Annotated in this window: 21 protein-coding genes and 2 pseudogenes; 14 read left to right on the top strand and 9 right to left on the bottom strand. The window is 42.4% G+C overall.

Going from position 1 to position 26000, the window contains the following annotated elements; translation table 11 throughout:
• Positions 1–93: 93 nt before the first annotated feature.
• Positions 94–537: an MAPEG family protein gene (locus SWOO_RS21930; RefSeq protein WP_012326859.1), complete on the top strand. Its 444-nt coding sequence runs from the start codon at positions 94–96 to the stop codon at positions 535–537.
• Here the strand turns inward: SWOO_RS21930 and SWOO_RS21925 are convergent.
• The gene (locus tag SWOO_RS21925; protein WP_012326858.1) at positions 529–1431 is read right to left on the bottom strand and encodes a M61 family metallopeptidase; all 903 of its coding nucleotides are present in this window, start codon (positions 1429–1431) and stop codon (positions 529–531) included. The two genes, SWOO_RS21930 and SWOO_RS21925, sit on opposite strands and share 9 nt — an antisense overlap.
• 234 nt (positions 1432–1665) lie before the next feature.
• On the opposite strand from SWOO_RS21925, the gene SWOO_RS21920 reads away from it, so the two are divergent.
• Complete coding sequence (locus tag SWOO_RS21920) at positions 1666–2457, top strand: class I SAM-dependent methyltransferase (protein WP_195742828.1); 792 nt, start codon at positions 1666–1668, stop codon at positions 2455–2457.
• A gap of 172 nt (positions 2458–2629) precedes the next feature.
• Here the strand turns inward: SWOO_RS21920 and SWOO_RS26540 are convergent.
• From SWOO_RS26540 to SWOO_RS21900, 5 genes and pseudogenes are all read right to left on the bottom strand, one after another.
• Positions 2630–2759: pseudogene (locus tag SWOO_RS26540) on the bottom strand (methyl-accepting chemotaxis protein); the annotation flags it as partial.
• A 72-nt stretch (positions 2760–2831) separates the two neighbouring features.
• Positions 2832–3938, bottom strand: a pseudogene (locus SWOO_RS21915) (PAS domain S-box protein); the annotation flags it as partial.
• A gap of 393 nt (positions 3939–4331) precedes the next feature.
• A complete protein-coding gene (locus SWOO_RS21910) occupies positions 4332–5225 on the bottom strand; it encodes a DUF2167 domain-containing protein (RefSeq protein WP_012326855.1) in 894 nt (297 codons plus the stop codon).
• 247 nt (positions 5226–5472) lie between these two features.
• The gene (locus SWOO_RS25645) at positions 5473–5847 is read right to left on the bottom strand and encodes a DUF3135 domain-containing protein (protein ID WP_012326854.1); all 375 of its coding nucleotides are present in this window, start codon (positions 5845–5847) and stop codon (positions 5473–5475) included.
• Between the two features lie 313 nt (positions 5848–6160).
• Entirely contained in the window at positions 6161–7339 is a 1179-nt protein-coding gene (locus SWOO_RS21900; protein WP_041417826.1) for an MFS transporter, read from the bottom strand.
• A gap of 467 nt (positions 7340–7806) precedes the next feature.
• On the opposite strand from SWOO_RS21900, the gene SWOO_RS21895 reads away from it, so the two are divergent.
• The 9 genes from SWOO_RS21895 (at position 7807) to SWOO_RS21850 (ending at position 17812) form a co-directional block, all read left to right on the top strand.
• Positions 7807–8244, top strand: a complete 438-nt coding sequence (locus SWOO_RS21895; RefSeq protein ID WP_012326852.1) for a GNAT family N-acetyltransferase — start codon at positions 7807–7809, stop codon at positions 8242–8244.
• A 3-nt stretch (positions 8245–8247) separates the two neighbouring features.
• Positions 8248–9351 carry an AraC family transcriptional regulator gene (locus tag SWOO_RS21890; RefSeq protein WP_012326851.1) on the top strand — a complete coding sequence of 368 codons (1104 nt, stop codon included), beginning with the start codon at positions 8248–8250 and terminating at the stop codon, positions 9349–9351.
• 111 nt (positions 9352–9462) lie between these two features.
• Positions 9463–11553 carry an alkyl/aryl-sulfatase gene (locus SWOO_RS21885; RefSeq protein WP_012326850.1) on the top strand — a complete coding sequence of 697 codons (2091 nt, stop codon included), beginning with the start codon at positions 9463–9465 and terminating at the stop codon, positions 11551–11553.
• Between the two features lie 308 nt (positions 11554–11861).
• Positions 11862–12377, top strand: a complete 516-nt coding sequence (locus SWOO_RS21875) for a P-loop NTPase family protein (protein ID WP_012326849.1) — start codon at positions 11862–11864, stop codon at positions 12375–12377.
• A gap of 125 nt (positions 12378–12502) precedes the next feature.
• The gene (locus SWOO_RS21870; RefSeq protein ID WP_012326848.1) at positions 12503–12877 is read left to right on the top strand and encodes a hypothetical protein; all 375 of its coding nucleotides are present in this window, start codon (positions 12503–12505) and stop codon (positions 12875–12877) included.
• 46 nt (positions 12878–12923) lie between these two features.
• Entirely contained in the window at positions 12924–14303 is a 1380-nt protein-coding gene (locus tag SWOO_RS21865; RefSeq protein ID WP_195743004.1) for a class II fumarate hydratase, read from the top strand.
• Positions 14304–14489: 186 nt separating this feature from the next.
• Positions 14490–15107, top strand: a complete 618-nt coding sequence (locus SWOO_RS21860; RefSeq protein ID WP_012326846.1) for a DUF1287 domain-containing protein — start codon at positions 14490–14492, stop codon at positions 15105–15107.
• Positions 15108–15324: 217 nt separating this feature from the next.
• A complete protein-coding gene (locus SWOO_RS21855) occupies positions 15325–15852 on the top strand; it encodes a hypothetical protein (protein WP_012326845.1) in 528 nt (175 codons plus the stop codon).
• A 1-nt stretch (position 15853) separates the two neighbouring features.
• Positions 15854–17812 (top strand): alpha/beta hydrolase family protein, encoded by a 1959-nt coding sequence (locus SWOO_RS21850; RefSeq protein WP_012326844.1) that lies wholly within the window; start codon positions 15854–15856, stop codon positions 17810–17812.
• Positions 17813–18273: 461 nt separating this feature from the next.
• On the opposite strand, the gene SWOO_RS21845 is transcribed toward SWOO_RS21850, so the two are convergent.
• Positions 18274–19281: a class I SAM-dependent rRNA methyltransferase gene (locus tag SWOO_RS21845; RefSeq protein WP_012326843.1), complete on the bottom strand. Its 1008-nt coding sequence runs from the start codon at positions 19279–19281 to the stop codon at positions 18274–18276.
• Positions 19282–19381: 100 nt separating this feature from the next.
• On the opposite strand from SWOO_RS21845, the gene SWOO_RS21840 reads away from it, so the two are divergent.
• Positions 19382–19966, top strand: coding sequence for a lipase family alpha/beta hydrolase (locus SWOO_RS21840; RefSeq protein ID WP_012326842.1), 585 nt, complete (start codon positions 19382–19384; stop codon positions 19964–19966).
• Here SWOO_RS21840 and rarD read toward each other — a convergent pair.
• Together rarD and SWOO_RS21830 are read right to left on the bottom strand one after the other, a co-directional pair.
• The gene (rarD, locus tag SWOO_RS21835) at positions 19963–20904 is read right to left on the bottom strand and encodes an EamA family transporter RarD (protein ID WP_049774501.1); all 942 of its coding nucleotides are present in this window, start codon (positions 20902–20904) and stop codon (positions 19963–19965) included. The genes SWOO_RS21840 and rarD overlap by 4 nt on opposite strands.
• A gap of 456 nt (positions 20905–21360) precedes the next feature.
• Complete coding sequence (locus SWOO_RS21830) at positions 21361–23271, bottom strand: DUF885 domain-containing protein (protein WP_012326840.1); 1911 nt, start codon at positions 23269–23271, stop codon at positions 21361–21363.
• 167 nt (positions 23272–23438) lie between these two features.
• On the opposite strand from SWOO_RS21830, the gene mnmD reads away from it, so the two are divergent.
• Positions 23439–24122, top strand: coding sequence for a tRNA (5-methylaminomethyl-2-thiouridine)(34)-methyltransferase MnmD (gene mnmD, locus SWOO_RS21825; protein ID WP_012326839.1), 684 nt, complete (start codon positions 23439–23441; stop codon positions 24120–24122).
• A 159-nt stretch (positions 24123–24281) separates the two neighbouring features.
• The gene (locus SWOO_RS21820; RefSeq protein ID WP_012326838.1) at positions 24282–25820 is read left to right on the top strand and encodes an FG-GAP repeat domain-containing protein; all 1539 of its coding nucleotides are present in this window, start codon (positions 24282–24284) and stop codon (positions 25818–25820) included.
• The last annotated feature ends 180 nt before the right edge of the window (positions 25821–26000 follow it).

The following is a 26000-nucleotide window of genomic DNA, read 5'->3' as shown; positions in this document are numbered from 1 at the left end:
TCGTTAATGGCCTCTTAAGTGTCACTAATGACACTTCTTGTCAATTTCCCCTCAGATATACTGGTTTGTATCTTGTGAACTAGGTACAAAAATATGCTTCCTCAGATAGACAAAAATATAGAACTCCTATGGCCACTTTTTCCTGTGAGTCTGCTAATTATTTTGGTGGCTAGTTTATGGCTATTGACTCTATTATTGAGAATCAAGTTAGTGGCTGAAGGAAGTGTGAAGTACTCGGATGTGATGTTTGTCAATCTCGATGCCATGCCTAAAAGAGTCGCTTTACTGAGTCGTAGTCATGACAATCAGTATCAACAACCACTGCTTTTTATACTCTTAATGTTGTTTATTATGCACTTTCAATTACAGGGAGTTGCATGGTATTTCTCTTCAGCTCTTTTTGTTACAGCCCGCTACTGGCATGCATTTGAACATATAAGAGGGAATCACTTATTGAGACGAACCTGCGCGTTTATTATCGCGAGTTTTACTCTTTGGGGGATGTGGTGTGCCCTATTTGTAACACTACTATTTTAAATCGCTCTCACTATGCCTAGGACGTTTAGTTAGTGCTTGGAGTTGTGTTCGTGTGCCATAGTGCAAACTTATCTGCTGTAATGTTTGTTTTGAGATTGATGGAAAATCTCTGCGTTGTGAATATTGAAGATAGTGGCTGGTGAAGAGCTCGCTGTCACTTATTCTGTCTAGTTGTTTCACGAGTTGCCAGCCGGAGCTGTACTTTCTTAAACAGCAACGAGAATACTGTTCTATGACCTGAGTGAGATCTGAGCCTTGGGCTATTAAGGCTTGATCGATTTGAGCAAAGTAAGCTGCGCCAGACCAGTAGACACGTTTAAAGGCGCCACGTCGCCACATATCGGCTGCGACTTCATTGAGTTTCCCCGGATGGCTAAGTGTCGTGCTTTTCCCTCTTCTTAAGCCATTCTCCATACGTGCAAGATATTGAGTTTGCGTGATGATCTGCGCGCGAAGCATTACGAGATACTGCATATAGGTCGCAAACCCCTCATTGAGCCAAAATGAGTTCACATTAAGCAGAGGAAGATATAGATGGGACAATTCATGATACAAGGTCCAGTCTTGAATAAACTCATCGAGTTTGGCATTAGTGTCGATATGAAGTTCGACCCTTATGGGGCGACTTCGAACGACCCGAGCCCAAGGGACAGGCTCTCTGGCACCACTTTTTTCCATCACCTCTATGGTAAGGGTGTTTTGAGGAATGGTTGACAGTGTGAGCTCTACTGAGCCGATACCTGAATGGATCCAGGTTTCAACTGTTGCGATCTGCTCTTGGGAAAGCCCGGAATAATTAATAGTAAGTTCCGCTGCTTGCAAGCTGTTTATGCTAGATAGGTTTGTCATCCAACTTAAAGTAGCGGCAATAGTAAGACTAAGTAGTGACTTCATAACCCTTGGCAACCTTGACTGTGAAGGTAATAGATAATTTAAGTCATAACTGCGTAAAACCAGAATTTTGAGTGTTACAAATTAATTTGAGCTTGGCTGTTTCGTGAGGTGTAGGCCTTGGGTTGAAACGCTCTGTAACAATTAGCGAGTTTATCCTTATCGCCAGCTTTATGGCTTTACTGGTAACTTGCTAAAAGTTTATATCCGAACTGCAACCTAACTAAGTAAGGGATAATGATGAGATTACCTATTTTGGCAGGCTTGATTGCAGGCATTAGTTTAGTGTCTGTTGATGCGGCTCCGCTGTCGTTAAGCGAACTTAACGGGATTTTAGTAAGCAGTGATCGTCCAGTAAAAGATAGTGAGCGGGATGCTGCGCGTAAACCGGCGCAAGTGATGTATTTTTCTGGCGTCGAGGCTGGCGATAACGTCTTAGACTTGTTTGCTGGTGGTGGTTGGTATTCCGAGCTCTTCTCCAAAGCTGTGGGGCCTAAAGGTAAAGTGTATGCTCAAAACGACAATGTGATTTGGCGTTTTGCCGAAAAGCGTATTAATGAGCGCACAAAGGGAGATCGATTGGCGAATCTGACGCGTTTCGATAAAGTTGATATTGTCGATATGGATATTCCAGCAAAGAGTCTCGATATTGCCTTTACTGCATTGAATTATCATGACCTTTTCTTTACTCATAACGTAGATGAGAAAACCGGAAAGAGAACTCAGTTCCGTAAACAGGCGGTGGATCATAGAGCTGCATTGGCTAAGGTGCGCGACTCACTCAAAGATGATGGTGTGTTTATCATTATCGATCATGAAGCGATTAAGGGATCTGGCTATGATGCCCCTAATTCTGAACATAGAATCGATTCAAATATTGTGAAGTATCAGATGAAGGAGGCTGGCTTTAAGCTTGTAGAGGAAGCCTTTTATCTGAGAAATCCTGATGATGATCTCTCTATGAATGTGTTTGAAAAAGAGACACGAGGTAAGACTGACAGATTTATCTATAAGTTTGTGAAGACCTAAGTTTGAGCTAATGTTTGGCCTATAGGCACACTTTTCCCTAAGGGAGGGAAAAGTGTGCCTTTGAGTATCTAATTAGAATTATCTAGTTTGAGGTTTATCGCGAGATCTTTTAGGAAACGCTGAGTCTCCTCTGACAACTTATTGATCTCAGTCACCGACTCTGAAGAGCGAGAAGCTAACTGGCGTACTTCATCGGCTACGACTGCAAAGCCTCGGCCATGTTCGCCTGCACGCGCCGCTTCAATAGCGGCATTAAGGGCAAGTAGATTGGTTTGGTTTGAGATCCCATCGATAACTTTGGCGATATCTGCGATTTCATTGCTGGATTTGGCTACGTTGGCCATGATCTCATTCATGCCATCACGCATCTCTACCTCTTCGGTGACGTCTCTGACGAAGGCTGTGTAGAGGATTCGTCCACTGACTTCGACTTTTGAGAGGGAGAGTGAGCCCCATTTTTTACTGCCATCTTTACAGAAAACAGGCACCTCTCGAACGGTACCGACAATCTTGTTAACGCCGGTATTTCGGTTGGCATTGACCAGTCCATCATGGCCTGCTTGCAGTTCTACTGGAACTAACATTTTTACATTTTGGCCTATGACTTCCTCTCTTTTATAACCCCAGAGTTCTTCTGCGGCCTTGTTGAATAAAGTCACAATATTATTTTCGTCGATGGAGATAACACTATCTAATGCTTGCTCTAAAGTTTGATCTATGGCGTCTTGAGCAAGTTTAGCCTCAGTAATATCTCGGACAAAGGCGGTGTAACCTATATTGCCACCTACCTCTATTTTACAAAGTGAGAGGTTTGCTTGAATCGTACTACCGTCAACCCTGATGAGGTCGAGATCTCGGCTGGTTCCAACTATCTTATTGATACCTGTATTGCGGTTGGCATTGACTAGTGCATCATGATTGCTTCTTATCTCACTGGGCACCAACATTTTAACGTTTTTTCCTATGACCTCCTCTCTGGTGATCCCCCATAAGTTTTCTGCTGCTGAGTTCATAAAAGTAACGATGTTCTGGCTATCTATGGTGACAACCCCATCGAGTGCCTGCTCGAGAACCTGCTGAATGGTATCATTGGCTTGGCGTTGGGCGCTGATATCTCTGGCAAAGCCGACGTAGCCTATCTCTCCTTCGTTTTCTAATCTGGATAGAGCTAGGTTAATCCATGTTTTAGAGCCATCTTTGCGAACAAGTTCCACGTCGCGGCTAGTACCTACTATGATGTCTTCTTTTGTACGCCTGTTTTTATTTACAAATCCATCATGTTGAGATTGAAGCTCTTGAGGGACCAACATCTTGACATTTTTACCTATGACCTCCTCTTTACGGTATCCCCACATCTTGATGGCGGCATCATTGACAAAGGTCACATTGTTGTTTCCATCTATCATGATCACAGCATCTACTGATTGACCTAATACATTTTCAACGGCTTTGTTGCCAGCTGCCGAGAGAGCTTCCTGCATCTTCTGTTCTTTAAGCTTTTCGCTTGAGCTATTATCGGTTGTCTGCTTTTTCGATGAAGAAAATAAATTCTTTAAAAATTTGGTCATCAGTATCTGCCTCTTAGTTTTTTATCTCTAAAAGAATAGTTGTGCACCTCCTTGTTGGTTTAGCCAATCAAAAGTGCTTGAATTTCTGTTTTTTTAACGATTTAGTCTTAATCCCTGTCCAAATTATAGCCAATATTATGAAGGCTACTTATTTTATGTAAGTAGTTTTGTACTGAGGTGTCGATTTTTAATAAGGGTGCGTTAACTGGTATATAGATCTGCTCATCGAATACCTAGGGTTATGTATTCGATGAGCATGGTGGAGTTAAGGTGATTCTGGACTAATAGAGAGCGGAGGTTATTGTATTAAACTTCACTTTTTTTACGGCTAAAAAGCTTTTTAAACAGCGCACCAATTCCTAAAACTATGAAGATGCCAAACTTCTTCAGAAAGATAATTAGCCCAGCTATGAGACCTGTTTTTGCTACCACTTTTCCAGCGACTAAGGCGCCTAAGCCGTAGGCTGCCACTTCATCAATTTCGGGATCAAAATCAGCATATTGTGAGCCTTCATTAAAATCTGCAATATTAAGTACATTATCTAGTTTGGAGTCGATAATGGCTTTTTGATCCATGCTAGCAATAAAGTTGAGCACCAAAACTCCTTTGCGGCCTAAGACACGGATATTGTAGTTGAGAGTATTGGTATCAGCGTTGCCAAACTTGATCTCTTTAGCCCAATAAAGTTTGTGAGTTTCTGCATTGTAGAAGGGGGCGGCTGCCCAACCAACAAGCTCAATAGGCTCGTAACCTTGCTCTACTCGGGCATTACTGTTATCTCGGGTATCAGACTTCATTTGAGTCAGTAGTTCATTGTAATCAATGTCGTTAGCGTCTTTATCCGATACATAACCCTCCTGCTCATAATCTATGGTTACTCCCCAAGATTCAGCGTCGAAAGGGGTTGTATCCGCAGGAAAAAGCATGCCGAGTGAGGGATTACCGGGAGGATTTCCCCAGATCTCTACTAATACTTTTTCAGTATCTGCTGGGTTCAGGTAGTAAAAGTCGTCGGGTACTTGCAGTTTTGCGACATTACCTTTGAGTGCGATTTCGCCGGTTTGTCGGTCGAGTGAGTTCCAAAGGGTGTTAGCCCACAGCTCATATTGCTCCTGCTCTGTGAGTTCAGGGGAGGTTTCTGCAAATGATAACCATGGGAGTAAAAGACAGCATATAGCTAAAATCATCTTGATTTTCATAATAATTCCATTTAATTATTTGACTCTCCTATTCTTTTAATCACCTAGGAAAGTACTTAGTCCAATACCAAACTATCTTATAAGTAGGAATAAATAAACAAATTGTTACAAATGGTATTTGGCTGGGGCAAAGAGGGCTTGAATCAGATGAGTTTGGTTTCATTGGAGGATGAAACCAAACCTATCTATTGGTGTGAATACAGATAGCTTTAGATGATTTTTATTAAGGTGTTATCCTTACTATCAGTTATGTTGCTTCTGGTTGCTTACGGCCTTCAAAGTAGAGAATATCACTCACATCCTGCTGCTTATCTGATAGGTCATTCAATACCTGATTGCTATGATCATGTTGTAGGGAGAAATCATTGAGTGTGGTATGTAGATCACCTAAAGATCTGTGCATCATTTTTGAGATTCGAATACAGGCATCCATGGGGTTTTTGGCTAATATACGTTGAGCATCCACTTGAAATTGTAATCCTCTAAGGCGATGGTGATGCTCCTCTGAAGCACTCTCTATCACACTATTCACCTCATCTCTGAATATATTTTCAAGTTTCTCTGGCTGGTTTTTTGCCATCTCCATTAATGTGTCAAAATCTGGAAAATCTTGCTGACTCATATCTATCTACCTCATTGTTTACGGTTTACATACGCATTTTTATAATTACATTCGAAACTTTTTTCTAGCGTAATTTGCAGTTTCCTTGGTTTAGATAAGGCAAGTTTTGAACCAAAAATCATTGGTATATTTATCAGGTATTTATAAATTTAGATTTAGTTGCGTGTTGCAATTGTGAGACTAAGATTTGCGCAGTTACTACATTTTCAACTGATCTGGGCGATGTAGAGCAGTTGTTTTGCTTAACAGCTAAAGACAGGGGAGTGCTATAAAAAAGGGGGACTAAAGAGTCCCCCTTTCCTATTTTTGAGAGTTAAGCGCCTGGAATTGGCGTTTGACCTGTGTGGATCTTTTCGATGCTCTTGATGAACATATAGAGGCAGGTCGTTGTTAAGCAGCCGCCTAGATAAAAGATCACAGAGTCAGGTGAATCTGAAAAGCTGGTAGCGCATAGTGGTCCTAGAACCGATCCCACGCTGTAGCTTAATAACATCACCTCTGTTGCTGAAACTATCTTTTCCATCGATATTGCATCACAGGCGAGTGTGATAGCGATAGGATAGAGAGCGAAGCTACAGGCGCCTAACAGCATGTAACTTACCGCCATCACCATAAATGAGCGCGACTCTAAAATACCAAATACAGCCAGTGCACCAAATAAGCAAAATAGTGCCATCAACAAGCTCTTACTCACCTTAGGTGATAAGAAGCTCACAAGAGGTTGTACCAACATACCACCTAAAATGATGGTGGCCATTAGTACTCCAGTTTGCTCTGGGTTATCAACTTGGCTTGTGATGTACACAGGCAGTAAACCGTATATCGGGCCGAGTAATAGGCCCGAAACTAGACAGCCTAGTATCGCTGGACGGCTTAGCTTTTTAATCTCACTCAATTTTAGCTTTTGGTTATGCTCATTTTTTGGCTGCCCACTTTTCACTAGAAGTGGAGGCAGAATGGCTAGCATTAGCAAGCCAAGCACACAAAGGTATGGAAAAAATCCATTCACTCCAACGGGTCCTATACCAAGTTGACCTAAGGCGCTGCCGCCATAAAGCGAGGTCATATAGAGCCCTAAGCGTTTCGCTCTCTGTTTTGCGCTGTCGGCCATCAACAACCAAGACTCGACCACAACAAAGATACCCGCAACAGCGAAACCTGCGACAAAGCGTGATATTAGCCATGTGACTGCATTGGGAATCGCTAACATGACAAGAATTGTCGAGATCAATACAGAGAGAAATACAATGAATGCAACTCTGTGCCCGATTTTAGCAACAATACTTTCGATGCAAGTAGCACCAATTAATAGACCTAAATAAAAGATACTGGCAAGCCAAGGCACCATAGAGCTATCAATACCGAATGAAGATAATGAGAGCGGAATTAGGCTCATTAAAAATCCGGATGCTATTGCAAAAAACGATAGCCCTGCCACCGGGACGAAAGTGCTATTTTTGTGTGTTTCTATGATGTTATCTATCACAATCATCTCCTTTAGCTTGTTTTAATTTAGCTTTGGTTGTCTATGGTGTTTGAGTCTTAAATAACCCACTGTTGGTTATTTTTTGGCGAATGTATTCCCATTTGATTCTGAAGTAAAGAAGATAAATTGCCTTGTAAGATTAATTTTTGTAAATGTTACGGTTAACTCATGTTTTTGCTTTGTTTTATTGTGGTTTTATGGTTTTGTTTTTTGCTGTTTTTAGTGTTTTTCTTACAAGGTTTTAATTATCTCTTTTAAATTAATTCAGGTTTTTAGCGTTAACTAAAGTTGACTGCATATTGACTTTATATTGTAGGTTTTGTTGTTGTATGTCTGGTTTGATTGGAAATTTATGGTGTAGTGGTTGTTATCGACTGTTTTGTTAGGGTTTACACTTGAAGTAAACCAAAGAGGAAATGTGAACTCAAAGCTGATAGCCTAAAAGCCATGGATAAAGAATAGGGATGAGGTGAATGGATTTTGAAATAGTGAGGGCCGAGCAAGTCGATCATGACTTTTTGTTGCAGCTTAGGCTTTCGACCATGGTGGAGCATTTAGAGCAAGCTGGGATATTTTTGACTCAAGATGAGCACTTGACTCGTCTAAATGATGACTTTGATTGCTACCATTTGGTTATTCACCAGAATGAGCGGGTAGGCGCGTTGAAGTATCGTGAGATGAGTGACAAATTTGAGATTATGCAGATCCAAATATCGCCAGCTCACCAAGGATATGGTTTAGGTAAAATGGTGCTTAATCAGGTAATTGCTTGGTCAGTAAACCGGGGTAAGCCCATCTTTTTAACGGTATTAAAAGCCAATCCTGCTAGAGAGCTCTATCTGAGATTAGGTTTTACCATCGTAGGTGAGGATCAAGATGAGTTTCATATGTTACGTCAGCTTCCAAGTTAGCCTATGAAGTCGTTAATTTCAGATAGGGTTAATGGTCACTCCTCTCAAGGGGAGCTAGCGACTTCATCAGCTAAGTACACTACGATTGCTGCTTGGTCATTAGCCGTTGCTCGAACCTTAAGCGCTTCAGGCATTGAGCCTAATCCAGTATTTGAAGCGGCGGGTTTGTCCCTGTCTCAGCTAGAATCTGCACCGGATTCTCGGGTCGCTATCGATCTTATGACCCCTTTTTGGCGTGATATTGAAGCGGTGACTCAACTGCCCTCCTTTGGACTGAAGGTCGGTCAGTACGCATATCCAATGCACTTTAGGGCATTAGGCCGTTTGATGATGACCTCAGATACACTCGCTCAGGCATTTGAGCGCCTCCCCAGTTACTATGCTCTCATCAGCAATTCTGCAGCAATCAAGCTACAGCGAACGCCACAACTGATTGGTTTTACGATCACACCACTCGATGGGGTTGAGATAAGCCACATGGCTATCGATGCTTTTTTTTCAACCTTGATGCATCACGGCGACTTGATGATTGGTGACTCCAGGTTTATTCATAGTGTCGACTTGATGCGCACAGAGCCAAAGGACTCCTCTGCTTGGAGAGACTGCTTTAAAGCTCCAGTTGCATTTGATAGGCAGGAGAACTGCATGTGGATGGATAGGGGCATGTTGGAGCGCTCCACGTTGATGGCAAATCCTGAATTAGCGGCTGAAAATGAGCATCAGGTACGCCAATACTTAGATCAGATGCAGGCGTTGAGCTGGAGGGAGAAAAGCTATCAAGCGATACATGCCATGTTAGTCACCGGGGAGCCAACTGCTGCTAAAGTGGCACAGCTCTACAATATCAGCGAGCGCTCCCTTAGCCGTTATTTGAAGAAAGAGGAAACTAGCTTTAGGAGTCTACTACAGGATAAACGTAAGGAGTTGGCGCATTACTATTTAGGGCAAAGCGAGTTGAGCGTGACCCAGTTGGCCGATAAATTAGGTTATACCTGTTTGAGCAACTTTACCCGTGCATTCCACCTTTGGTATGGCATCAGCCCTAGTGAATATCGGGCACAACGCCTGTCATCATCTACAGCCGATAACGGCAAGGATACAGGTTAGTTTCGATGGACTGAGCTGTGTTCGAGATCTGTCATTGGCGAAAAATGATAACCTGAGTGTTGTAAAGATGTAATAGGTTAGGCTGACTTGTTATCAATAGAGCTTAGCCATATGTTTAATCTTGGAACCCCCACAACGATAGGTCAAACTTCATTTTCGATGCGAGAATCTACTACTTATCGACTTGGCGTGAGCCGCCTTAAAGCCCTGCGTCGATTGATGCTTCCCTGCGGTGTGAGTGTACTACTGGTGGCGTGTTCGCCGGATAACAAAGCAAATATAGCAGGCGGTGAGCCAGGGGAAATTGATGCAACTGGTTTTACACCTGCATCAAGCTACACCATAGAGGCTAACCGCCAACAGCTTGAAAAACTTCCCTTTGATGACACTCAAGATTTTACCGATGCTAATAGGGGATTTATCGCTAGTTTGCCAGATCTTAAAGTGAGTGGATCCAAAGGAGAGACGATCTGGAACAATCCTGGATATCAGTTTATAGAGGGGGAAGCCCCAGCGAGTGTTAATCCCAGTTTGTGGCGTCAGGCTAGCCTAAATAATATCCAAGGTTTGTTTGAGGTGACTAAGGGGGTGTACCAGATCCGCGGTTTCGATCTGGCCAATATGACGTTGATCCAAGGTAAAAGCGGCTGGATCGTTGTCGATCCTCTCACCACGGCAGAAACCGCCGCTGTTGCTATCGACTTTGTGAATAAGCAGCTAGGTGAAAAACCTGTCTCTGCCATTGTCTTCACCCACAGCCATATGGACCATTTTGGCGGTGCTCTGGGACTTTTCAAAGGCGATATTAACGCTGAGTTGGCGGGTGTTGATATTGTTGCTCCTGCTGGATTTATGCATGAGGCAACCAGTGAAAATGTGATGGCTGGTACAGCTATGACCCGCCGTGCCATGTACATGTATGGTAAACGTTTGCCAAGGAGTGAGCGGGGGCATATTGACTCAGGCTTAGGTAAAGAGCCTGCGTTTGGTACCTTCGGCATCCTTGCTCCCACGCTTTCAGTTGAGACTGATGAGTCCCATGTAATCGATGGTGTTAAGTTTGATTTTCAAATTGTGTCTGGCTCGGAAGCTCCTGCAGAATTCACCTTCTATCTGCCTGAGCAACAAGCTTATTGTGGAGCTGAATTAGTCTCTAAGACCATGCACAACCTGTACACCTTAAGAGGTGCAAAAGTGAGAGATGCACTGCAGTGGAGTCGCTCAATCGATGAGGCGATAACGGGTCAAAAGCAAGCGAAGGTCTATTTTGGTAGCCATCACTGGCCTATATGGGGAGAGGAGGCGATAGGTGACTTTTTAGAGAAGCAGAGAGATACCTATAAATACATTCATGACCAGTCGGTGCGCATGCTCAATGCAGGTTTAACCCCGAACGAAATTGCCGAACAGATCCAGATGCCACCTTCACTATCTAACACATTCTCAAATCGAGGTTATTACGGCACGGCTAAGCACAATGCCAAAGCTGTGTATCAAGCTTACCTTGGCTGGTATGACGCTAATCCTGTTAATCTTGACCCTCTGCCACAAACACGTGCTGCAGTGAAGTATGTCAAGTTGATGGGAGGCGCCGATGCGGTATTGCAACATGGCCAGCAGGCTTACTCTGCAGGAGATTACCGCTGGGCTGCTGAGTTGCTCAATCATCTGGTCTTTGCCGAGCCAGATAACAGCGCTGGGAAAGCGCTACTGGCTAGCACCTATGATCAATTGGGTTATCAGGCTGAATCAGCTCCTTGGCGTGATGTGTACCTTTCTGCTGCCTATGAACTTAGACACGGTGCTCCTGAGAAGGGGATAGATCTGGTGTCGATGAAGCAGGTCTTGCTGCGATCGCCGGTGGAGAACTTCCTGCAATCCATGGCATCACGTGTGATAGGCCCTGAGGCGTTTGGTGAGGAGATGGTGTTAAATATTCACTTTACCGATCTTGATACAAACTATGTGTTAACCCTAAAAAATGCGGTGTTAAACCATAAAAAATCCCCCAAAAGTGCTGATGCCAGCGTGACATTGAATATCAGTCATGAACTCTTTATCGATATCATCATCGGCAGCGCTGGCGCGTCGGATCTACTTTTCTCTGATGAGCTGGATATCGAGGGAAGTAAGTTAGATCTGGTGAGCTTTTTTGGGTTACTGGATAAGCCAAAAGGTGTGTTTAATATTGTTACACCATAAGAGTGAGGCCATCGAATGAAGGCTGATTACATTTTATTTAGCATCTGGCTGACACTGTAAATTCTGTCACTGTAAAGTCGTCATCCTGAACTTGTTTCAGGATCTAGCATTAAATAAACATCCGTTGACAATCAGTTTCTTATCCATGAGGATGATGGTATGAAAATAGATCTTAAGCTGTGTAAAATCATTATCATCATTCCATAGGAATGGTGGGATTTTGATATGCTTTTTATCAGTTGAACCCACCCCATAGAGGTGGGTTTTCTGTTTCTGCCTTATGGGAATTCTCACTTTAAGGAACTCATATGAAGAAAATCGCCGTTTTTGGTAAGCCTGGCAGCGGAAAATCCACCATGAGTAAAGCGCTTGCTTTAGCGACAGGGATACCCTTATATCAACTCGATTCGATAGTGTATGAACCTAGTGGCAAACTAGTTCCTAGGGAGATGTTTGATAAAACACATGAAAAAATCCTCTCAGGTGAAACTTGGATCATCGATGGTTTTGGACCTATAGATTCCTTTCATCAGCGCTTAGATGCTGCCGATACCTTGGTTTACATCGATCTGCCTTATCTAATGAGTTATTGGTTTGTGACTAAGCGTTTTTTAAAGGGGCTTGTTGTCAAACCTGAGGGCTGGCCTGATGGTAGCTCGGTACTGAAAGGGACTTTGGAGAGTTATAAGGTACTGAGGTTATGTCCAAAGTTTTGGAATGACGACTTTGTCTCTAAGCTACAAGAGAGGTCGAATACCAAAGAGGTGATTGTGATCCGAACAGTGTCTGAACTAAACGAGTTTGCTCGTCAGAATGTAAAATAAACAGGCTGTCCCTTAGCCTAACTCCCTTAACTTAGTCTCCTTAAGTTAGTTGCGTAAATATCGTTGACATATTCAGCCTAAAACCACTTAATGATATTAATTGTTATTCTCATTAAGTGGTTTTTATGTGCCAATGTTTCCCTCAGTTTGAACATCAAGATCCTGCGATTAATGTGCTGCGCCATAAGATACGGCACGGCGAAGAGGTAGATAATCCAAGTTTAGTTTTAATCTGGTTCTCCATGGAGGAGGCCATGGCTAGCACTTGTAAGCAGGCGGCTTGGTCTTTGTATGTAGCAGAGTATAGATTATTGCTTGATACTCTATCTGATGACATGTTGGCGGGGCATTGGCGCCTTTGGTGCTTAGATAACATCTATAAACCCTTGAGCGCGCTATCTAGACTCGTAGGTTCCGATGAGCAAAAGCAGGAGTTGGAGAAATTATTTTATGAGTTAAGGGTAACCAGTCAGTTTTTTAAACCGGGTTTAGCTCACTAGAGTAAATAGTTAACACAGTTAAGACATGACCAACAGCGATAGGATAATCATGACAACACGTATTGAAAAAGACAGTATGGGCGAGCTAGAGGTGCCAGCTTCAGCGCTTTATGGTGCTCAAACTCAACGGGCTGTAAATAATTTCCCTATCAGTGGAAAGACGATGCCAGAGCCGTTTATTCGCGCTTTATTATTGGCTAAATCTGCCGCTGCTCAAGCTAATGGAAAACTTGGACTTTTACCCCTAGAGATGGCCGATGGGATCTCTGGTGCGGTTAACCAGTTACTCAATGAACAGAATATGATGCAGCACTTCCCTGTGGATGTATTTCAAACGGGCTCAGGCACAAGCTCGAACATGAATGCCAATGAAGTATTAGCCACACTTGCATCCGAGCTAACAGAGCAAGCCGTAGGCGCTAACGACCATGTTAACTTTGGCCAAAGTAGCAATGACATTATCCCCTCCTGTATCCATATCAGCGCCGCTATTGAACTGGATAAACAGCTACTACCTGGGCTTAGGCACTTGCTGCAAGTGATTAAGAGCAAAGCGAATGAAGTGGATCGTTTTGTGAAAACGGGCCGCACTCACCTGATGGACGCAATGCCAGTGCGTATGAGTCAGAGCTTGCTGAGTTGGGCGAGTCAAATTGAGCAAAATATCGAACTGATAGAGGGAATAAGACCAAAGCTGCAAAGCTTGGCGCAAGGTGGAACCGCAGTAGGTACAGGCATTAATGCCCATAAGGAGTTCGCTGCAGAGTTTAGCCGTCAGCTTAGTAATGTCACTGGACTTGCATTTACACCCGCAGATAACTTCTTTAGCCATATAGGCACTCAAGATATTGCCGTTTCACTCTCTGGGCAATTGAAGACGACCGCCGTGTCTATGATGAAGATAGCCAACGATCTCCGCTGGATGAACTCTGGGCCGTTAGCAGGCTTAGGGGAGATTGAGTTGGAGGCGTTACAACCTGGCTCATCGATTATGCCTGGAAAAGTTAATCCAGTGATCCCAGAAGCGGCCGCCATGGTTGCGGCGCAAGTGATAGGTAACGACAGCGCCATTACAGTAGGCGGTCAAGCGGGAAACTTCGAGCTTAATGTCATGTTGCCCATGATTGCCGATAATCTGCTATCAAGCATTACCTTGCTGGCTAACGTCAGTTACTTACTGGCAGATAAAGCGATAGCCAGCTTTAAGGTCAATGAGGCCCAGCTACAGAAAGCTCTGGCTCGTAATCCTATTCTAGTGACAGCGTTGAACCCCATTATCGGCTACGCCAAGGCGGCAGAAATTGCTAAAAAAGCCTATAAAGAGGGCAGAGCGGTACTCGATGTTGCCGAGGAGGAGACCAATATTTCACGTGATGAACTTGAGCGGTTATTAGATCCTGCCAAACTCACCTTAGGTGGTGTGTGATAGGTTTTTCGAATCAGGAGTGGGCAGATTTTTTGCCGAAGTTTTAGATGCTGATCTCATTTGTCATCCTGAAATGCTCTTGTTGCTAAAAGTAGGAGCTAGTGTTTTGTTGGTGGTTTGCTATTTGGGTGGAATATAGCGCAACATGGGTCTATATGAATAAAACCTAAGATCCTAGGAGTTGTCATGGAACGATTAACTTTAGCACTGTTCCTGCTCTGTTCATCCGCTGTTTGTGGTGCTGCATCAGCTTCAAGCTTGGTTGATGCGGCTTTAGAAAGAACGGAGCATAGTGTGCGCTATGATGGTGCTTACCACAGCATTAGTTACCCAAATGGAGATGTGCCGGCCAATATTGGCGTGTGCACCGATGTCATTATTCGAAGCTACCGCCAGCTGAACGTCGATCTTCAAGCATTAGTTCACGAAGATATGCTGGCAAACTTCTCAGAATATCCCTCAAAAAGAATATGGGGGTTAACACGTCCAGACAGCAATATTGACCATCGTAGAGTACCAAATTTACAGACGTTCTTTACCCGCCATGGCGAAGTACTGCCAATTAGTCAGAGTGCTCAATCTTACCGTTCTGGTGATATTGTGACTTGGATGCTACCCGGTAACCTCCCGCATATCGGCATCATTGTTAGCCAAGGCGTTGGTGACAATGAAAAGCCCTACGTAGTGCACAATATCGGCTCCGGCCCAGTACTTGAAGATATGCTGTTTGATTACCAAATCACAGGGCACTATCGATATGATGTTGAGGCTAACAAAGTTACCTTGTCTTCGAATGAAGACTGATTACATTTTCTTGTTTTGATTCAGGCTGAATTAATATTGGACTGTTTATTGAAGTTTGATAGAGTGCTTATTGAGATTGAGCTTCAATAACAGGTTTGCTGCATATGTATATTAAATTTACTAAATATAGGTAAGTATTTGCTATATAAGTATTATTTTACTCTTGTAGCATTATGCATAAAACTTCATCGTATTATTATACTAACAAGGGATTGAAATGAGGTTTATTAATTGTTGTATTATACTTTTTAGCTTTAACTGTTTTGCTGGAGATAATTTAGAATCATTAGATGAAAATGAAGGTTATGTTATTTTGCCTTTAGTAATTTCAGGGATGTTACCTAAATCAATAACTTTAGAAGAAGCTAGCGTCTTTGGTAATAGTTACAAGGTTAAAGATATAAAAATAGGTGAAAACTTTGAATTAATAACTTTACCAGCTGGCGATTACAAGTGGACTAAGATACAAATTAATAAAAGTTATTATTTTAATCTTGAAGAATATGGATATGATATCAAAGTAAATAAAGGGGTGGTAAATTATGGTGGCCACTTGATTATTGATTTTAACGCCCAGTTTGGAACTGCTAGATATAATTATGTTAATCGTAGTAGTCAGGTTATAAAAGAGCTAGAAAGTTGTTGTGATAACTTAATGTCTAAATACTCCTTATATTTTACTGCGAATTCTGAAGATCCATTTATTGACTTCTTGAAGAGTACCAAAGTGGGAGGGAGGGAGTGATATGAAAAAGTATTTAACGACTTTAGTACTAGTCTTTATTAGTTTTTACACATTCTCTAATGAGTTAGTTACTATTTCAGAAGAAAGTCATATTAAAAAGACTGAGAAAATTGCAAATTCATTCTTTAAGGCTTATCAAGTTAATAGTGTAAAGTTGTCTCCTGACGGAAATTTTATTTTATTAATGCAAGATACTGGTACTTTATCTCAACTGGTTCTATTAAATACAGAGACTTTCAAGAAAAGTTTAATAATAGAAGACAAGTTTGATGATCAAATTAGTATTGAAGATTTTTACTGGATTGATAATTCTTCAATTGTCTTGGAAGCATATATTGAAGGTAAAGGAAGAGGTTTGTTATTAAGCAAGTTAATTATTGATAAACTTGAATTAAAAGGTGTGGAAAATAAATATTTATTAGATGATGTTTTTCTTTCTAATCCGTTACCTGACGTTAAAAATAAATTTATAGTTGGTAAGTGGGATGAAGGTAAAACATCCTTATATAGGTTGGATATATCTCGTGAGGGTCTTAAAGGACAACTTCGTAGTAAATTCAAATTGAATAAAAGAGGTCCAGAAGCCACACACTGGTTAACAAACTCCAATGGAATTGTTACAGTTGGTTATGGGGTTGATGAAAATAAATCTAAAAAAAGAGTTTGGGTTAAAGATTTAAAATCTAGAAAGTGGGACTTGATTTGGGAGGGAGAAGAAAAATTTACATTTCAGCCGGTCCTTGTTTCTAAGGATAATAAAACGCTCTATATTCTTTCGAACGAACAAGATGATTTTATAAGCTTGTATGAGTATGATATTGTTGATAAAACATATAAAGAAAAAGTTTATGATAATGTAGGTTTTGATATCCATTCTGCAATTGTTAGTATTGATAGAGAGAATATTCTAGGTGTATCTTTTATTGAGGACGGCTTTCTAAAGCATATCTATTTCTCTGAAATAGATAAAGTACTCGATGGAGCACTAAAGCTAGCTATTGATGAGTCTAAACCTTATGTTATTGATTTCAACTTAAAAAAAACAATTGCTATAGTTGAAACATCAAGCTCCATAGATCCTGGAACTTATCATTTATTTAGAATTGATTCATTGGAGTTAATTAAGTTCTCATCAAAAGCTCCTTGGTTGAAGCAGTATGATTTAGGAAGTAGTCAAGTTATTATTTCCAAATCGACTGATGGTCAAAGTATAGAGTCTTATTTAACTTTGCCAGCATCAAAGACTACAAATCCGCCATTGATAGTGCTGCCTCATGGTGGGCCTATCTCGGTGAGGGACACAAGACATTTTAATACACATGTACAATTTTTAGCATCATTGGGTTATGCAGTTCTCCAACCAAACTATCGAGGATCTTCGGGTTATGGAAAAGAATTTAAAAATGAAGGGATGCAACAGTGGGGACGTTTAATTGAGAATGACATTCAATCAGGAATCAATGAAGTCATTAATCAAGGGCTTGTAGACCCAAGCAAAGTTTGTATTTATGGTATTAGTTATGGTGGTTATTCTGCTTTGATCTCAGCCATTAATCGACCTGACATATTTAAATGTGCTGCTTCGTATGCAGGAGTTACTGATCTAACATTATTGTTCAATAATGTTAATTTAAGTGAATCTGAAAGGTCGAATAATTTATTAAGTAAAATCGTAGGGGATCCAGAAACTGAATTAGATATATTGATGAAATACTCTCCTGTATATGAAGCAAAGAAAATTACAGTTCCAATATTCTTGGCGCAAGGAGATAAAGATACTATTGTTGATATTGAACATTATTATAGAATGAAAATAATAATGGATATCTATGGAGTAAAATATGACAGTGTCCTACTAGAAGGTGAAGCCCATGGGTTTAAATATCTAAAGAGTATTGTTCTATTTTACACTAAACTGGATTTATTTTTTAGGAAGTCTTTAAATTTAGAAGAAATTTAATATATATCTTGATTTATAGGTATAGCAAAGGTATCGGAGCCAAGAGAGCCCAAAGATATAAACAATCAGGTGTGAATGCGGCTATGACCTTCGACAACAAGGACGCTGTCGTAGAGGCTATAGGGACCTTTTCCGTTAATAGAGAGGGCGCCGTGTCATAGAAGTATTTACACATAAGGCATGCTGCAAGCAATAAACAATATTGAAGTGATGATTCACAACTAGCTCACTAAGTACCAATCTCGCCCAATGAACCCAGTCTCAGAAAGAGTAATTATCCGATAGGTCTGAATTCGTCTGTTGGAAGCAATAAATACACTTAAGGTTATGGTTTGCCACAAACAAACCAAACACCAAAACCACCCAATGAACCCAACCCTCAAAATATTTAAAACTTGTTATTCGACAAGTAGAACAAACTTGTTATCCGACAAGTCATCAACCACCCAAAATGAACAGCTTTAACTTAAGGTTAAAGCGACTATTTTCAATGGATGATTCCCATCAAACGAAGGGAAGTCTTCATGGCAATCTAGCCATTGGTGACTGGCAACACTACGTCCCTGTTTTTCCACACAGCGATTGAGGGCGTTAAACCAGGCTTCACGCTCTACTTTGGCGACATTATTACAACAGACGATGGTGCCGCCTTTTTTAGTGGCTAACATGGCTGGTTTAAATAGTCCCTGATAATCATTGATCAGATCGACCGTGCCAAAGGCACTTTTAGCGAAACGTGGTGGGTCGAGGAACACAAGATCGAATTGGGTGGCGGTCATCTTAGGATAGGCGGGCAGCTTTTGGTTACGGCGGCCACCGACTTTCAATCCAGCAAGTTGACGCAGTGCAGGGAAGGCATCACTTTGAATGAACTGGCACGCCTCTGATACGCCATTTAGCTCGGCATTCTTACGCCCAGCTTCCAATGCAAAAGATGAAAAATCGATATTGATCACGCGTTTTGCGCCGCCCACTGCGGCGGCTGTGCCAATACCACAGGTGTATGAGAATAGATTGAGCACGGTTTTATTTTTGCTGTTAGCGTGAACATATTCACGACCGACTCGCATATCTAAAAATAGCAGAGGGTCTTGTCCTTCATGGCGAAGTTTGGAGGTAAATTTAATGCCATTTTCCTGCATAACTTGCGCAGATTGAGCAAAGGCCTCGTCGGTTGTGTCGAGGGCGTTCATTACCCGAGAGTTCTTGTCTGAGCGGTCATTGTAGATGACAGTCAGAGGGTTTATATTTTCCAGTATAAGCTTGATCTCATTGAGCTCATCTTGGGTTAATGTCTGATGAAACGTTTGAATTAGCCAAGCATCGCCGTACCTATCGATATTTAAACCGTTATGGCCCTCTACTGTGCCGTGAAATACACGATAGCAGTCGGTATTGTTCAACTTAGCGTCCGCTAATAAATCATGACGTTTCGCTAATGCGCTGGTTAATAAAGATGAAATCGACATAGTTTTTGGCTCGTTTTTAGTGCCATGTATTGATAGGGGCGCATGATAGCAGATATCTTCTATAGGAAGTTTAGATTCGCATTATTTTAGGGGCTAGTGGATGAAAATAGTGTTAGTTCATGGGATCTTTAATACGGGGAGAGTGATGAGCCGGATGCAGAAGAGCTTTGAGGCCGAAGGCTATGAGTGTTTTGCTCCGACATTAGCGCCGTTTGATGGCAGCTTAGGTATCGAACATGCGAGTACCAGTTTAAAGCAGCAGATAGAGCTAAGGTTTGGTGAGCATGAGATGATCACGCTTGTGGGTTTTAGCATGGGTGGGATAGTTGCCAGATATTATCTACAAGCGTTAGGGGGAGCCAAACGGGTGGCGAATCTCTTTACGTTGTCGTCTCCCCATCATGGGACTTATACCGCTTATCTTCCCTATCCCTCAAAAACATTTAAACAGCTAAGACCAAACAGTAAGCTATTGCGTTTTTTACAAGAGAATGAGGAGACTCTGGAGGGGGTGAACTTGTTCTCTTACTGGACGGCTATCGATTACACCATAGTACCGAGTTCGAGCTCACTTTGGCCTTGGGCTAAAAATAAACGCTTCTTTATTTTCTTACATCTGTCGGTGATCTTTAGTCGTAAGATCACCGATGAGATTATTGCAGAGCTAAGAGGCGCAGTAGCTTAACTTGAGTGTCTGTTAGCTAACAGTTTATGCCTTAAGGTCGGGAGGGCTTCTAATGAGCAGAGTAGAAGTCCGGTCCAGATCAGCGCAAAACTGACCGCTTTTACTTGATCAAAATGTTCATTAAATAGAATAACAGCCAGCAGGAAGTGCAGGCTCGGCTCGATATACTGCATCAAACCTATCATAGATAGGCTGGTGGCTCTGACTGCCAATGCAAAGAAGACCAGAGGTAGCAAAGTTAACGGCGCGGTGCCCATGTAGAGCAGCAGAACTGAAACCTCTCCTGAAAGCGCTGAAGAGATGGCGACACTTTGATCTGAGCTCCAGAGCCAGATGAGGTAGATAGCTGCAAAAGGCATTAGCCAGATAGCTTCAAGTGTTACCGAAGTGAGAGAGTCGAAACGGATAAACTTTTTGCATAGTCCGTAGAGCGCAAAAAAACTGCCCATGCTTAGTGCAAGCCAAGGGAGCTCACCATAGCTATAGACCATGTAGCTGATACCGCAGGTGCCTAATACTACAGCGAGCTTTTGTGCTGAGGTGAGTTTATCCCCAAGAAATAGAACACCTAAGCCAATCGCAAACAGAGGGTTGATAAAAAAGCCTAAGCTTGCAGCCAAAACTTGTCCATGGGTGATAGCCCACGTGAAGCTATACCAAGAGACACACATGATAAGTGATGCCAAGCCGCATAAAGCGACCGATCTTTTGTCCGCTTTCAGTGCTGACATTGAGGGCATAGTTCGCCCTAAAAGCAGAAATACCAATGCCATAAAGGGGACGGAGAATAGAATTCTAAACGCCAGCAGCTCGTTAATATCTGCATTTGGTAGATATTGATAATAGAGTGGCATCAAGCCCCATAGCAAAAATGAAAATGCTGCCAGTGCGTTGCCCTTAAATGAGGAGCTTGCCTGTTTTTCTGTCGTTGAATGCATAGAAGGTAACTTGAGTAGATTGGACTGTTTAGAGGCGCGCATTCTCTCACTGAAATTGAGATAAGAATGTGATATTGATCACTATGTATACCCAATCGACCTCAAGATGCTCGTTTCAGAGCTCCCGTAGGATTGCTGAACAAGGCAGTGATTGAGGATAATGGTTATTCCCTTGTTGATATCACTAACGCAGTACAGGGATTCTACGGGAACTCCCGTAGGGCATGGCGAGAAGCAACATTTTTCTGTGTTATGAAATATTGAATTAGAATAACTAGTCCTACTATTTCATGCCTTGAACTCTGTCACTTCTCGACATGCTGAATCCTGCACCTTGAAGTTGTTTGGGTATAACCCAATGAAGTGAATTATTTTTAACCGCTTAGTGTGCAAAATAGAGGGCTCTCCCTGAGCCTATGGGGATGGCTCAGGGAGTGATTGATACTGCGTCTTCTTTTATTGAATATTGTTGAGGCTGGTAGTTTGTGTGTGCTGCTCAATCCAGCGGTTGATATCGGCTTCAACCATGCTGATAGAGCGAGCACCTGGGAGCAGTATCAGATCATGAAATTGACGGATATCGAACTGCTCACCCATCGCCTGTTGAGCTTTCGCTCTGAGTTCAACCAGCTTAATCATTCCCAACTTATAACCTAGGGCTTGCGCTGGCCAAGCGATATAACGGTCGATTGCGCTTGTGACATTAGCTTGAGTTGAGCCAGTTGCTTCGGCAAAGTATTCAATGGCTTGTTGGCGCGTCCATTTTTTATGGTGCAGGCCAGTATCGACAACTAATCTAGCTGCGCGGTAGGCCTCAGCTTTTAGTCGACCTAGATCTCCCCATGGATCTCCCTCATACATCCCCATCTCATAGGCGAGTAGTTCAGAGTAGAGTGCCCAGCCCTCAATGTAGCCATTGAAGGAAGCGTTTTGACGCATTAAGCCGATATCGGTTTGCAGCATGTTAAGGGCTATCTGGAAGTGATGGCCAGGAACCGCTTCGTGATAGGTTAAGGTTTTTAGGTCGAACTTAGCGATTGAGGTCATATCCTTTAGGTTAATTAGGTAAACACCATCACGACTTCCATCAAGAGCTGGAGGTACGTAAGCGCCTCCAGCAGCACCAGCTTCGACCTCAACAGGAACGCGCTTAACCACAACCTTTTGTGGGGGCAAGGTAGAGAAGAGTTGTGGGGCTTTCTCCATTACGGTGTCGATATCACGGCTGAGATCGCTAAGTAGCTGTTTACGGCCCTCATCTGAGTTTTCATAGAGAAAGCGGGGCTCGCTGCTCAGTTTTACCATACGCATCCCAACACTTCCCTCGCTATAGCCGTTGGCTTTTAAGATGCTGTCCATCTCTTGGGTAATGCGGGTTACTTCTGCTACACCTAGTTGATGGATCTCATCGGCGCTCAAGTTAGAGTCTGCCAGATAGGTGATGCCATGTTGATAGAAGCGCTCACCGTTAGGTTGCGCCCATATTCCCACATCTGTTGGAGCCTTGGGCTCTAAACGGGTCATTAGCTCACTTACCTCTCGATAAGCTGGATAAACCTGTTCTTCAATGGCCTTTGCAGCCTGAGCAGTCAACTTCTGTCGCTGCTTCTCATCTAAAGTGTCAATTGAGTTAAGCTTCTCTTCGAAGCTGCTAACCAATGGGTGATCACTGGCTGGCTTTTGTGTGAAGTTGGCGAAAAACTTCAGCGTGTTAGCAAAGAGTGGTTTTGGCAGGATCACCCCTTTAGCGGCATCGGCTTCAACTTTTGCTTTTACTTGAAGTGTCATCGTTGCCAATGCCGTTAATCGCTCTAGGTAATCCTCGGCATCATTTAGGTTTAAAATGGCTTGTTGATCAATCAATGTGGTGGGAGTGTCGATCAGTGGTCCGTTAATCTGATTGACGATATAGGGCAGGTGTCCAGCCCAGACATCGATATAACCCGCATCAAATTGATTATCACCAGCGTAATAATTGGCGATGACCTCATTGACGTCTACGTGGCGTTTATCTGCTTCAGAAAGCCCTTCTCTATCAATGGTTGCAAGTTGCGCTGCGGCTTGTCTCATCTTTAACTGCAACTGTTTCATACCTGCAGAGGAGAAGTCGGGAAGCTTGCGCTGAAAATCCCCTGCAATCTCAGGGCTAAGATTTAAAGAGGTAGCTAAAGCGGGCTGCGAACGGATGTAGTCTTGGGTCAATTGGGTGACTTTAACATCTATGTTGGCCCGCTTTGACGCGTCGGTTTGAGTAGAGGCGACCTTTACTTTGGGAGCTGTTAGCTCATTTGTCGGTGTTGATTCTTCATTGCTACAGCCAACTAGTGTCATTAGCACACTGAGGCCGATAAGTTTTTTGCTAAACATGGAACATCCTTTTACGTCACGTTTTTAATGTTTTTGTGAACTATACCCTGCTTTGGGGGCTCATGGCATCGCTTAATACAATATTGTGTATCGCTTTATCCTTAGGTGGCATTTTCAGTATAATTTGCGATGCCGTATATAAAGCTGTGACTGTTTGAGGTTGTGAAGTGATAAATAAGATTGAAGTAAAGATGACTAAAGATGGTTCACATACTCTGATGAGCTCGCTTTTTGATGATAGTTACCATGCCCATAATGGGGCCATGAGTGAGTCAGAATATGTGTATATACAAGCAGGGTTTGAGCAGTTATCTGCTACGTTTTCAGAGGTTAATATATTAGAGCTTGGCTTTGGAACTGGCATGAATGCCATCTTGACATTAAGAAGCGCATTAGCCCAAACGGGAAGAGTTGAACGTCCAATTCGCTTTACCAGTATTGAAGCTTACCCTATTCCCATGGAACTGGTGGAGCAGCTTAACTATAAAGCTGGTTTTACGCCTGAGATTGCCGCGCTATTTGATAAGCTGCATCAGGCCCCTTGGGACTGTGATGTGGAGATCGTGCCAGGTTTTATGCTGCACAAGGTGCACGGGAAGTTACAGTCGTTTACTTCTGCTGAAAACAGCATCAATTTAGTTTATTACGATGCCTTTGCGCCCAGTAAGCAGCCTGAGCTTTGGCAACAAGATAACTTTGACCGACTTTTTCCTATGATGCAGCAGCAAGCCATGTTGGTTTCCTATTGTGCTAATGGTCAGTTTAAACGAAATTTGAAAGCTTCTGGCTTTACCGTTAAAGCTTATCCTGGTGCGTTGGGACGCCGTGAGATGACTCGAGCGTGGAAATAATACCAATCAGTATATAGAGTCGCTATTGTGTCTAATCGTCTTAGTTTGTAACAGGGGGTAACTATGAACTTTCTTTTTATCCTAGAGTCGATAGATTAGAGGGACGAAAAATCACATAGCTATAACAATTAGTATTCGCCTTAAGGGAGTTTGGTGTAGATGGTCAATATAACAAGAAAATTCACTCGCTTAGCCTTGATACTTACAAGTGCGGTAGGCGCGGCTAGTTATTCATTTAACGCGCTATCGGCAGGCAATAGTTTGGATTTATCATTTAAAAACCAAGCTATTCAAGCGCCTTTTGAATTGACTCATACACTTCTTCCTGTCGATCTTCTACCCGATGCCGGTAAGGAGCTATTGGCGCTGGGGGTCGATGACAGTAAACAGCGGTGGCTTGGCGTATTTAGCCTAAACCCTGATTCAATGAAATATAGCCTAGCGCAAAAAGTGCTGCTTCCAGTGTCTTTTCATAGTTTTGATATCAGTGAGGGCGAGGGGCAACAGCAGCTCTATTTTCAATCCAGCGAGCACTTAGTGCAGTTTATCGCTGCTGACAAAACAGCGCCTTTTAAGGTGATCTCCGATATCGATTCTATGACGTTAAAATCCCGTGCCGATTACATTAGTCGTGGCGATTTTGTTAGGGATCTCAATGGCGATAATCGAGCGGATATTATTATCACTAACTTTACCGACATTACACTATTGCTAGCTCAGGAGGTGGGCGGTTTTACTCGTCAAACCTTACCTATAAAGCCCTTTGTCAATGTGTATAAGAAGAGTGTGAACTATACCGAGTCTAAAATATATTTGGCTGATATGAATTTAGATGGCCGAAAGGATATCGTTAAAATTGGTGAAGGTGAGCTGGAGAGCTATTTTCAGACCGATGAGGGAGGCTTTAAAAAGACCCCGAATTATCACCCAATGAGACAGGCGATCAGCGGTGTTGACTGGTGGCTTAAGCGAGATGCTTTTGGGGATCAACCAGATCAAAGCTCATTGGTTTACCGAAAAGTGGAGGAGATCCGAGATATCGATCATGATGGGATCACAGATCTGGTGCTCAGGTATACCAAAAGCTCAGGTGTGCTCGATAGGGTTAATGATTACGAGATATTTCTCGGTGAAAACAATGAGGGAAAATTAAGCTTTCCAATTGAGCCTAATAGCGTGATCCATGCTGAGGGGACATTAACTGGTTTTGAGTTTATTGATATCGATGATGATGAGAAGCTCGAGGTGATGGTGTCTGGTTTTGATATCGGTCTCTCTCAGATCATTGGGGCGCTTATCTCTGGCAGTATCGATCAGGATGTGTACCTGTTTAAGATGGACAGCAATGGCCGCTACGCTAAAAAACCAAATACATCCAAGGAGGTGGAGCTGAGTTTTAGTCTTACCTCAGGTCAGAGTGGTGAACCTGTGATTAAACTGGCCGATTTTAATGGTGATAAACGTCAAGATCTGCTGCTCTCTGATGGTGATTCGAATTTAAGGGTCTATCTAGGAGAATCGAGTAGCAAGTTAGTTGGTAAGCGTGGGGAAAAGTTGGAAGTAACCCTGCCAGAAGAGGGAGATATGTTATCGATTGCCGATCTTAATTATGATGGTAAAGATGATATTTTGATTAAGTATGGTCGTCAGGATGACGTCGAATTGTTAACTCAGTTTAGGGTGGTACTGTCTGAGTAACTTCACTAGCTAATTCATATTTTTATATCTAAAAACTTATAAAACAGCACTTTAATAGTGCTGTTTTATTTTTAGAACTGAATTTATAAATCAAATTTTCTCTCACATCTCTATCAATTTCAATTAATGACAAATTAAGTAGTTGTTTCTAATGTAATAATTAGGTGTTCTTTTTGTGGC

The sequence above is a fragment of the Shewanella woodyi ATCC 51908 genome (genome assembly GCF_000019525.1).
Classification (GTDB): domain Bacteria; phylum Pseudomonadota; class Gammaproteobacteria; order Enterobacterales; family Shewanellaceae; genus Shewanella; species Shewanella woodyi.
The sequence above is the reverse complement of the archived record's forward strand: the minus strand, read 5'-3'. Positions and strand labels throughout refer to the sequence as shown.

Coding starts and splice junctions, on each gene's coding strand:
- SWOO_RS21930 (WP_012326859.1), top strand. CDS start 94: ATGCTTCCTCAGATAGACAAAAATATAGAACTCCTATGGCCACTTTTT.
- SWOO_RS21925 (WP_012326858.1), bottom strand. CDS start 1,431: ATGAAGTCACTACTTAGTCTTACTATTGCCGCTACTTTAAGTTGGATG.
- SWOO_RS21920 (WP_195742828.1), top strand. CDS start 1,666: ATGATGAGATTACCTATTTTGGCAGGCTTGATTGCAGGCATTAGTTTA.
- SWOO_RS21910 (WP_012326855.1), bottom strand. CDS start 5,225: ATGAAAATCAAGATGATTTTAGCTATATGCTGTCTTTTACTCCCATGG.
- SWOO_RS25645 (WP_012326854.1), bottom strand. CDS start 5,847: ATGAGTCAGCAAGATTTTCCAGATTTTGACACATTAATGGAGATGGCA.
- SWOO_RS21900 (WP_041417826.1), bottom strand. CDS start 7,339: ATGATTGTGATAGATAACATCATAGAAACACACAAAAATAGCACTTTC.
- SWOO_RS21895 (WP_012326852.1), top strand. CDS start 7,807: ATGGATTTTGAAATAGTGAGGGCCGAGCAAGTCGATCATGACTTTTTG.
- SWOO_RS21890 (WP_012326851.1), top strand. CDS start 8,248: ATGAAGTCGTTAATTTCAGATAGGGTTAATGGTCACTCCTCTCAAGGG.
- SWOO_RS21885 (WP_012326850.1), top strand. CDS start 9,463: ATGTTTAATCTTGGAACCCCCACAACGATAGGTCAAACTTCATTTTCG.
- SWOO_RS21875 (WP_012326849.1), top strand. CDS start 11,862: ATGAAGAAAATCGCCGTTTTTGGTAAGCCTGGCAGCGGAAAATCCACC.
- SWOO_RS21870 (WP_012326848.1), top strand. CDS start 12,503: ATGTGCCAATGTTTCCCTCAGTTTGAACATCAAGATCCTGCGATTAAT.
- SWOO_RS21860 (WP_012326846.1), top strand. CDS start 14,490: ATGGAACGATTAACTTTAGCACTGTTCCTGCTCTGTTCATCCGCTGTT.
- SWOO_RS21855 (WP_012326845.1), top strand. CDS start 15,325: ATGAGGTTTATTAATTGTTGTATTATACTTTTTAGCTTTAACTGTTTT.
- SWOO_RS21850 (WP_012326844.1), top strand. CDS start 15,854: ATGAAAAAGTATTTAACGACTTTAGTACTAGTCTTTATTAGTTTTTAC.
- SWOO_RS21845 (WP_012326843.1), bottom strand. CDS start 19,281: ATGTCGATTTCATCTTTATTAACCAGCGCATTAGCGAAACGTCATGAT.
- SWOO_RS21840 (WP_012326842.1), top strand. CDS start 19,382: ATGAAAATAGTGTTAGTTCATGGGATCTTTAATACGGGGAGAGTGATG.
- rarD (WP_049774501.1), bottom strand. CDS start 20,904: ATGCATTCAACGACAGAAAAACAGGCAAGCTCCTCATTTAAGGGCAAC.
- SWOO_RS21830 (WP_012326840.1), bottom strand. CDS start 23,271: ATGTTTAGCAAAAAACTTATCGGCCTCAGTGTGCTAATGACACTAGTT.
- SWOO_RS21820 (WP_012326838.1), top strand. CDS start 24,282: ATGGTCAATATAACAAGAAAATTCACTCGCTTAGCCTTGATACTTACA.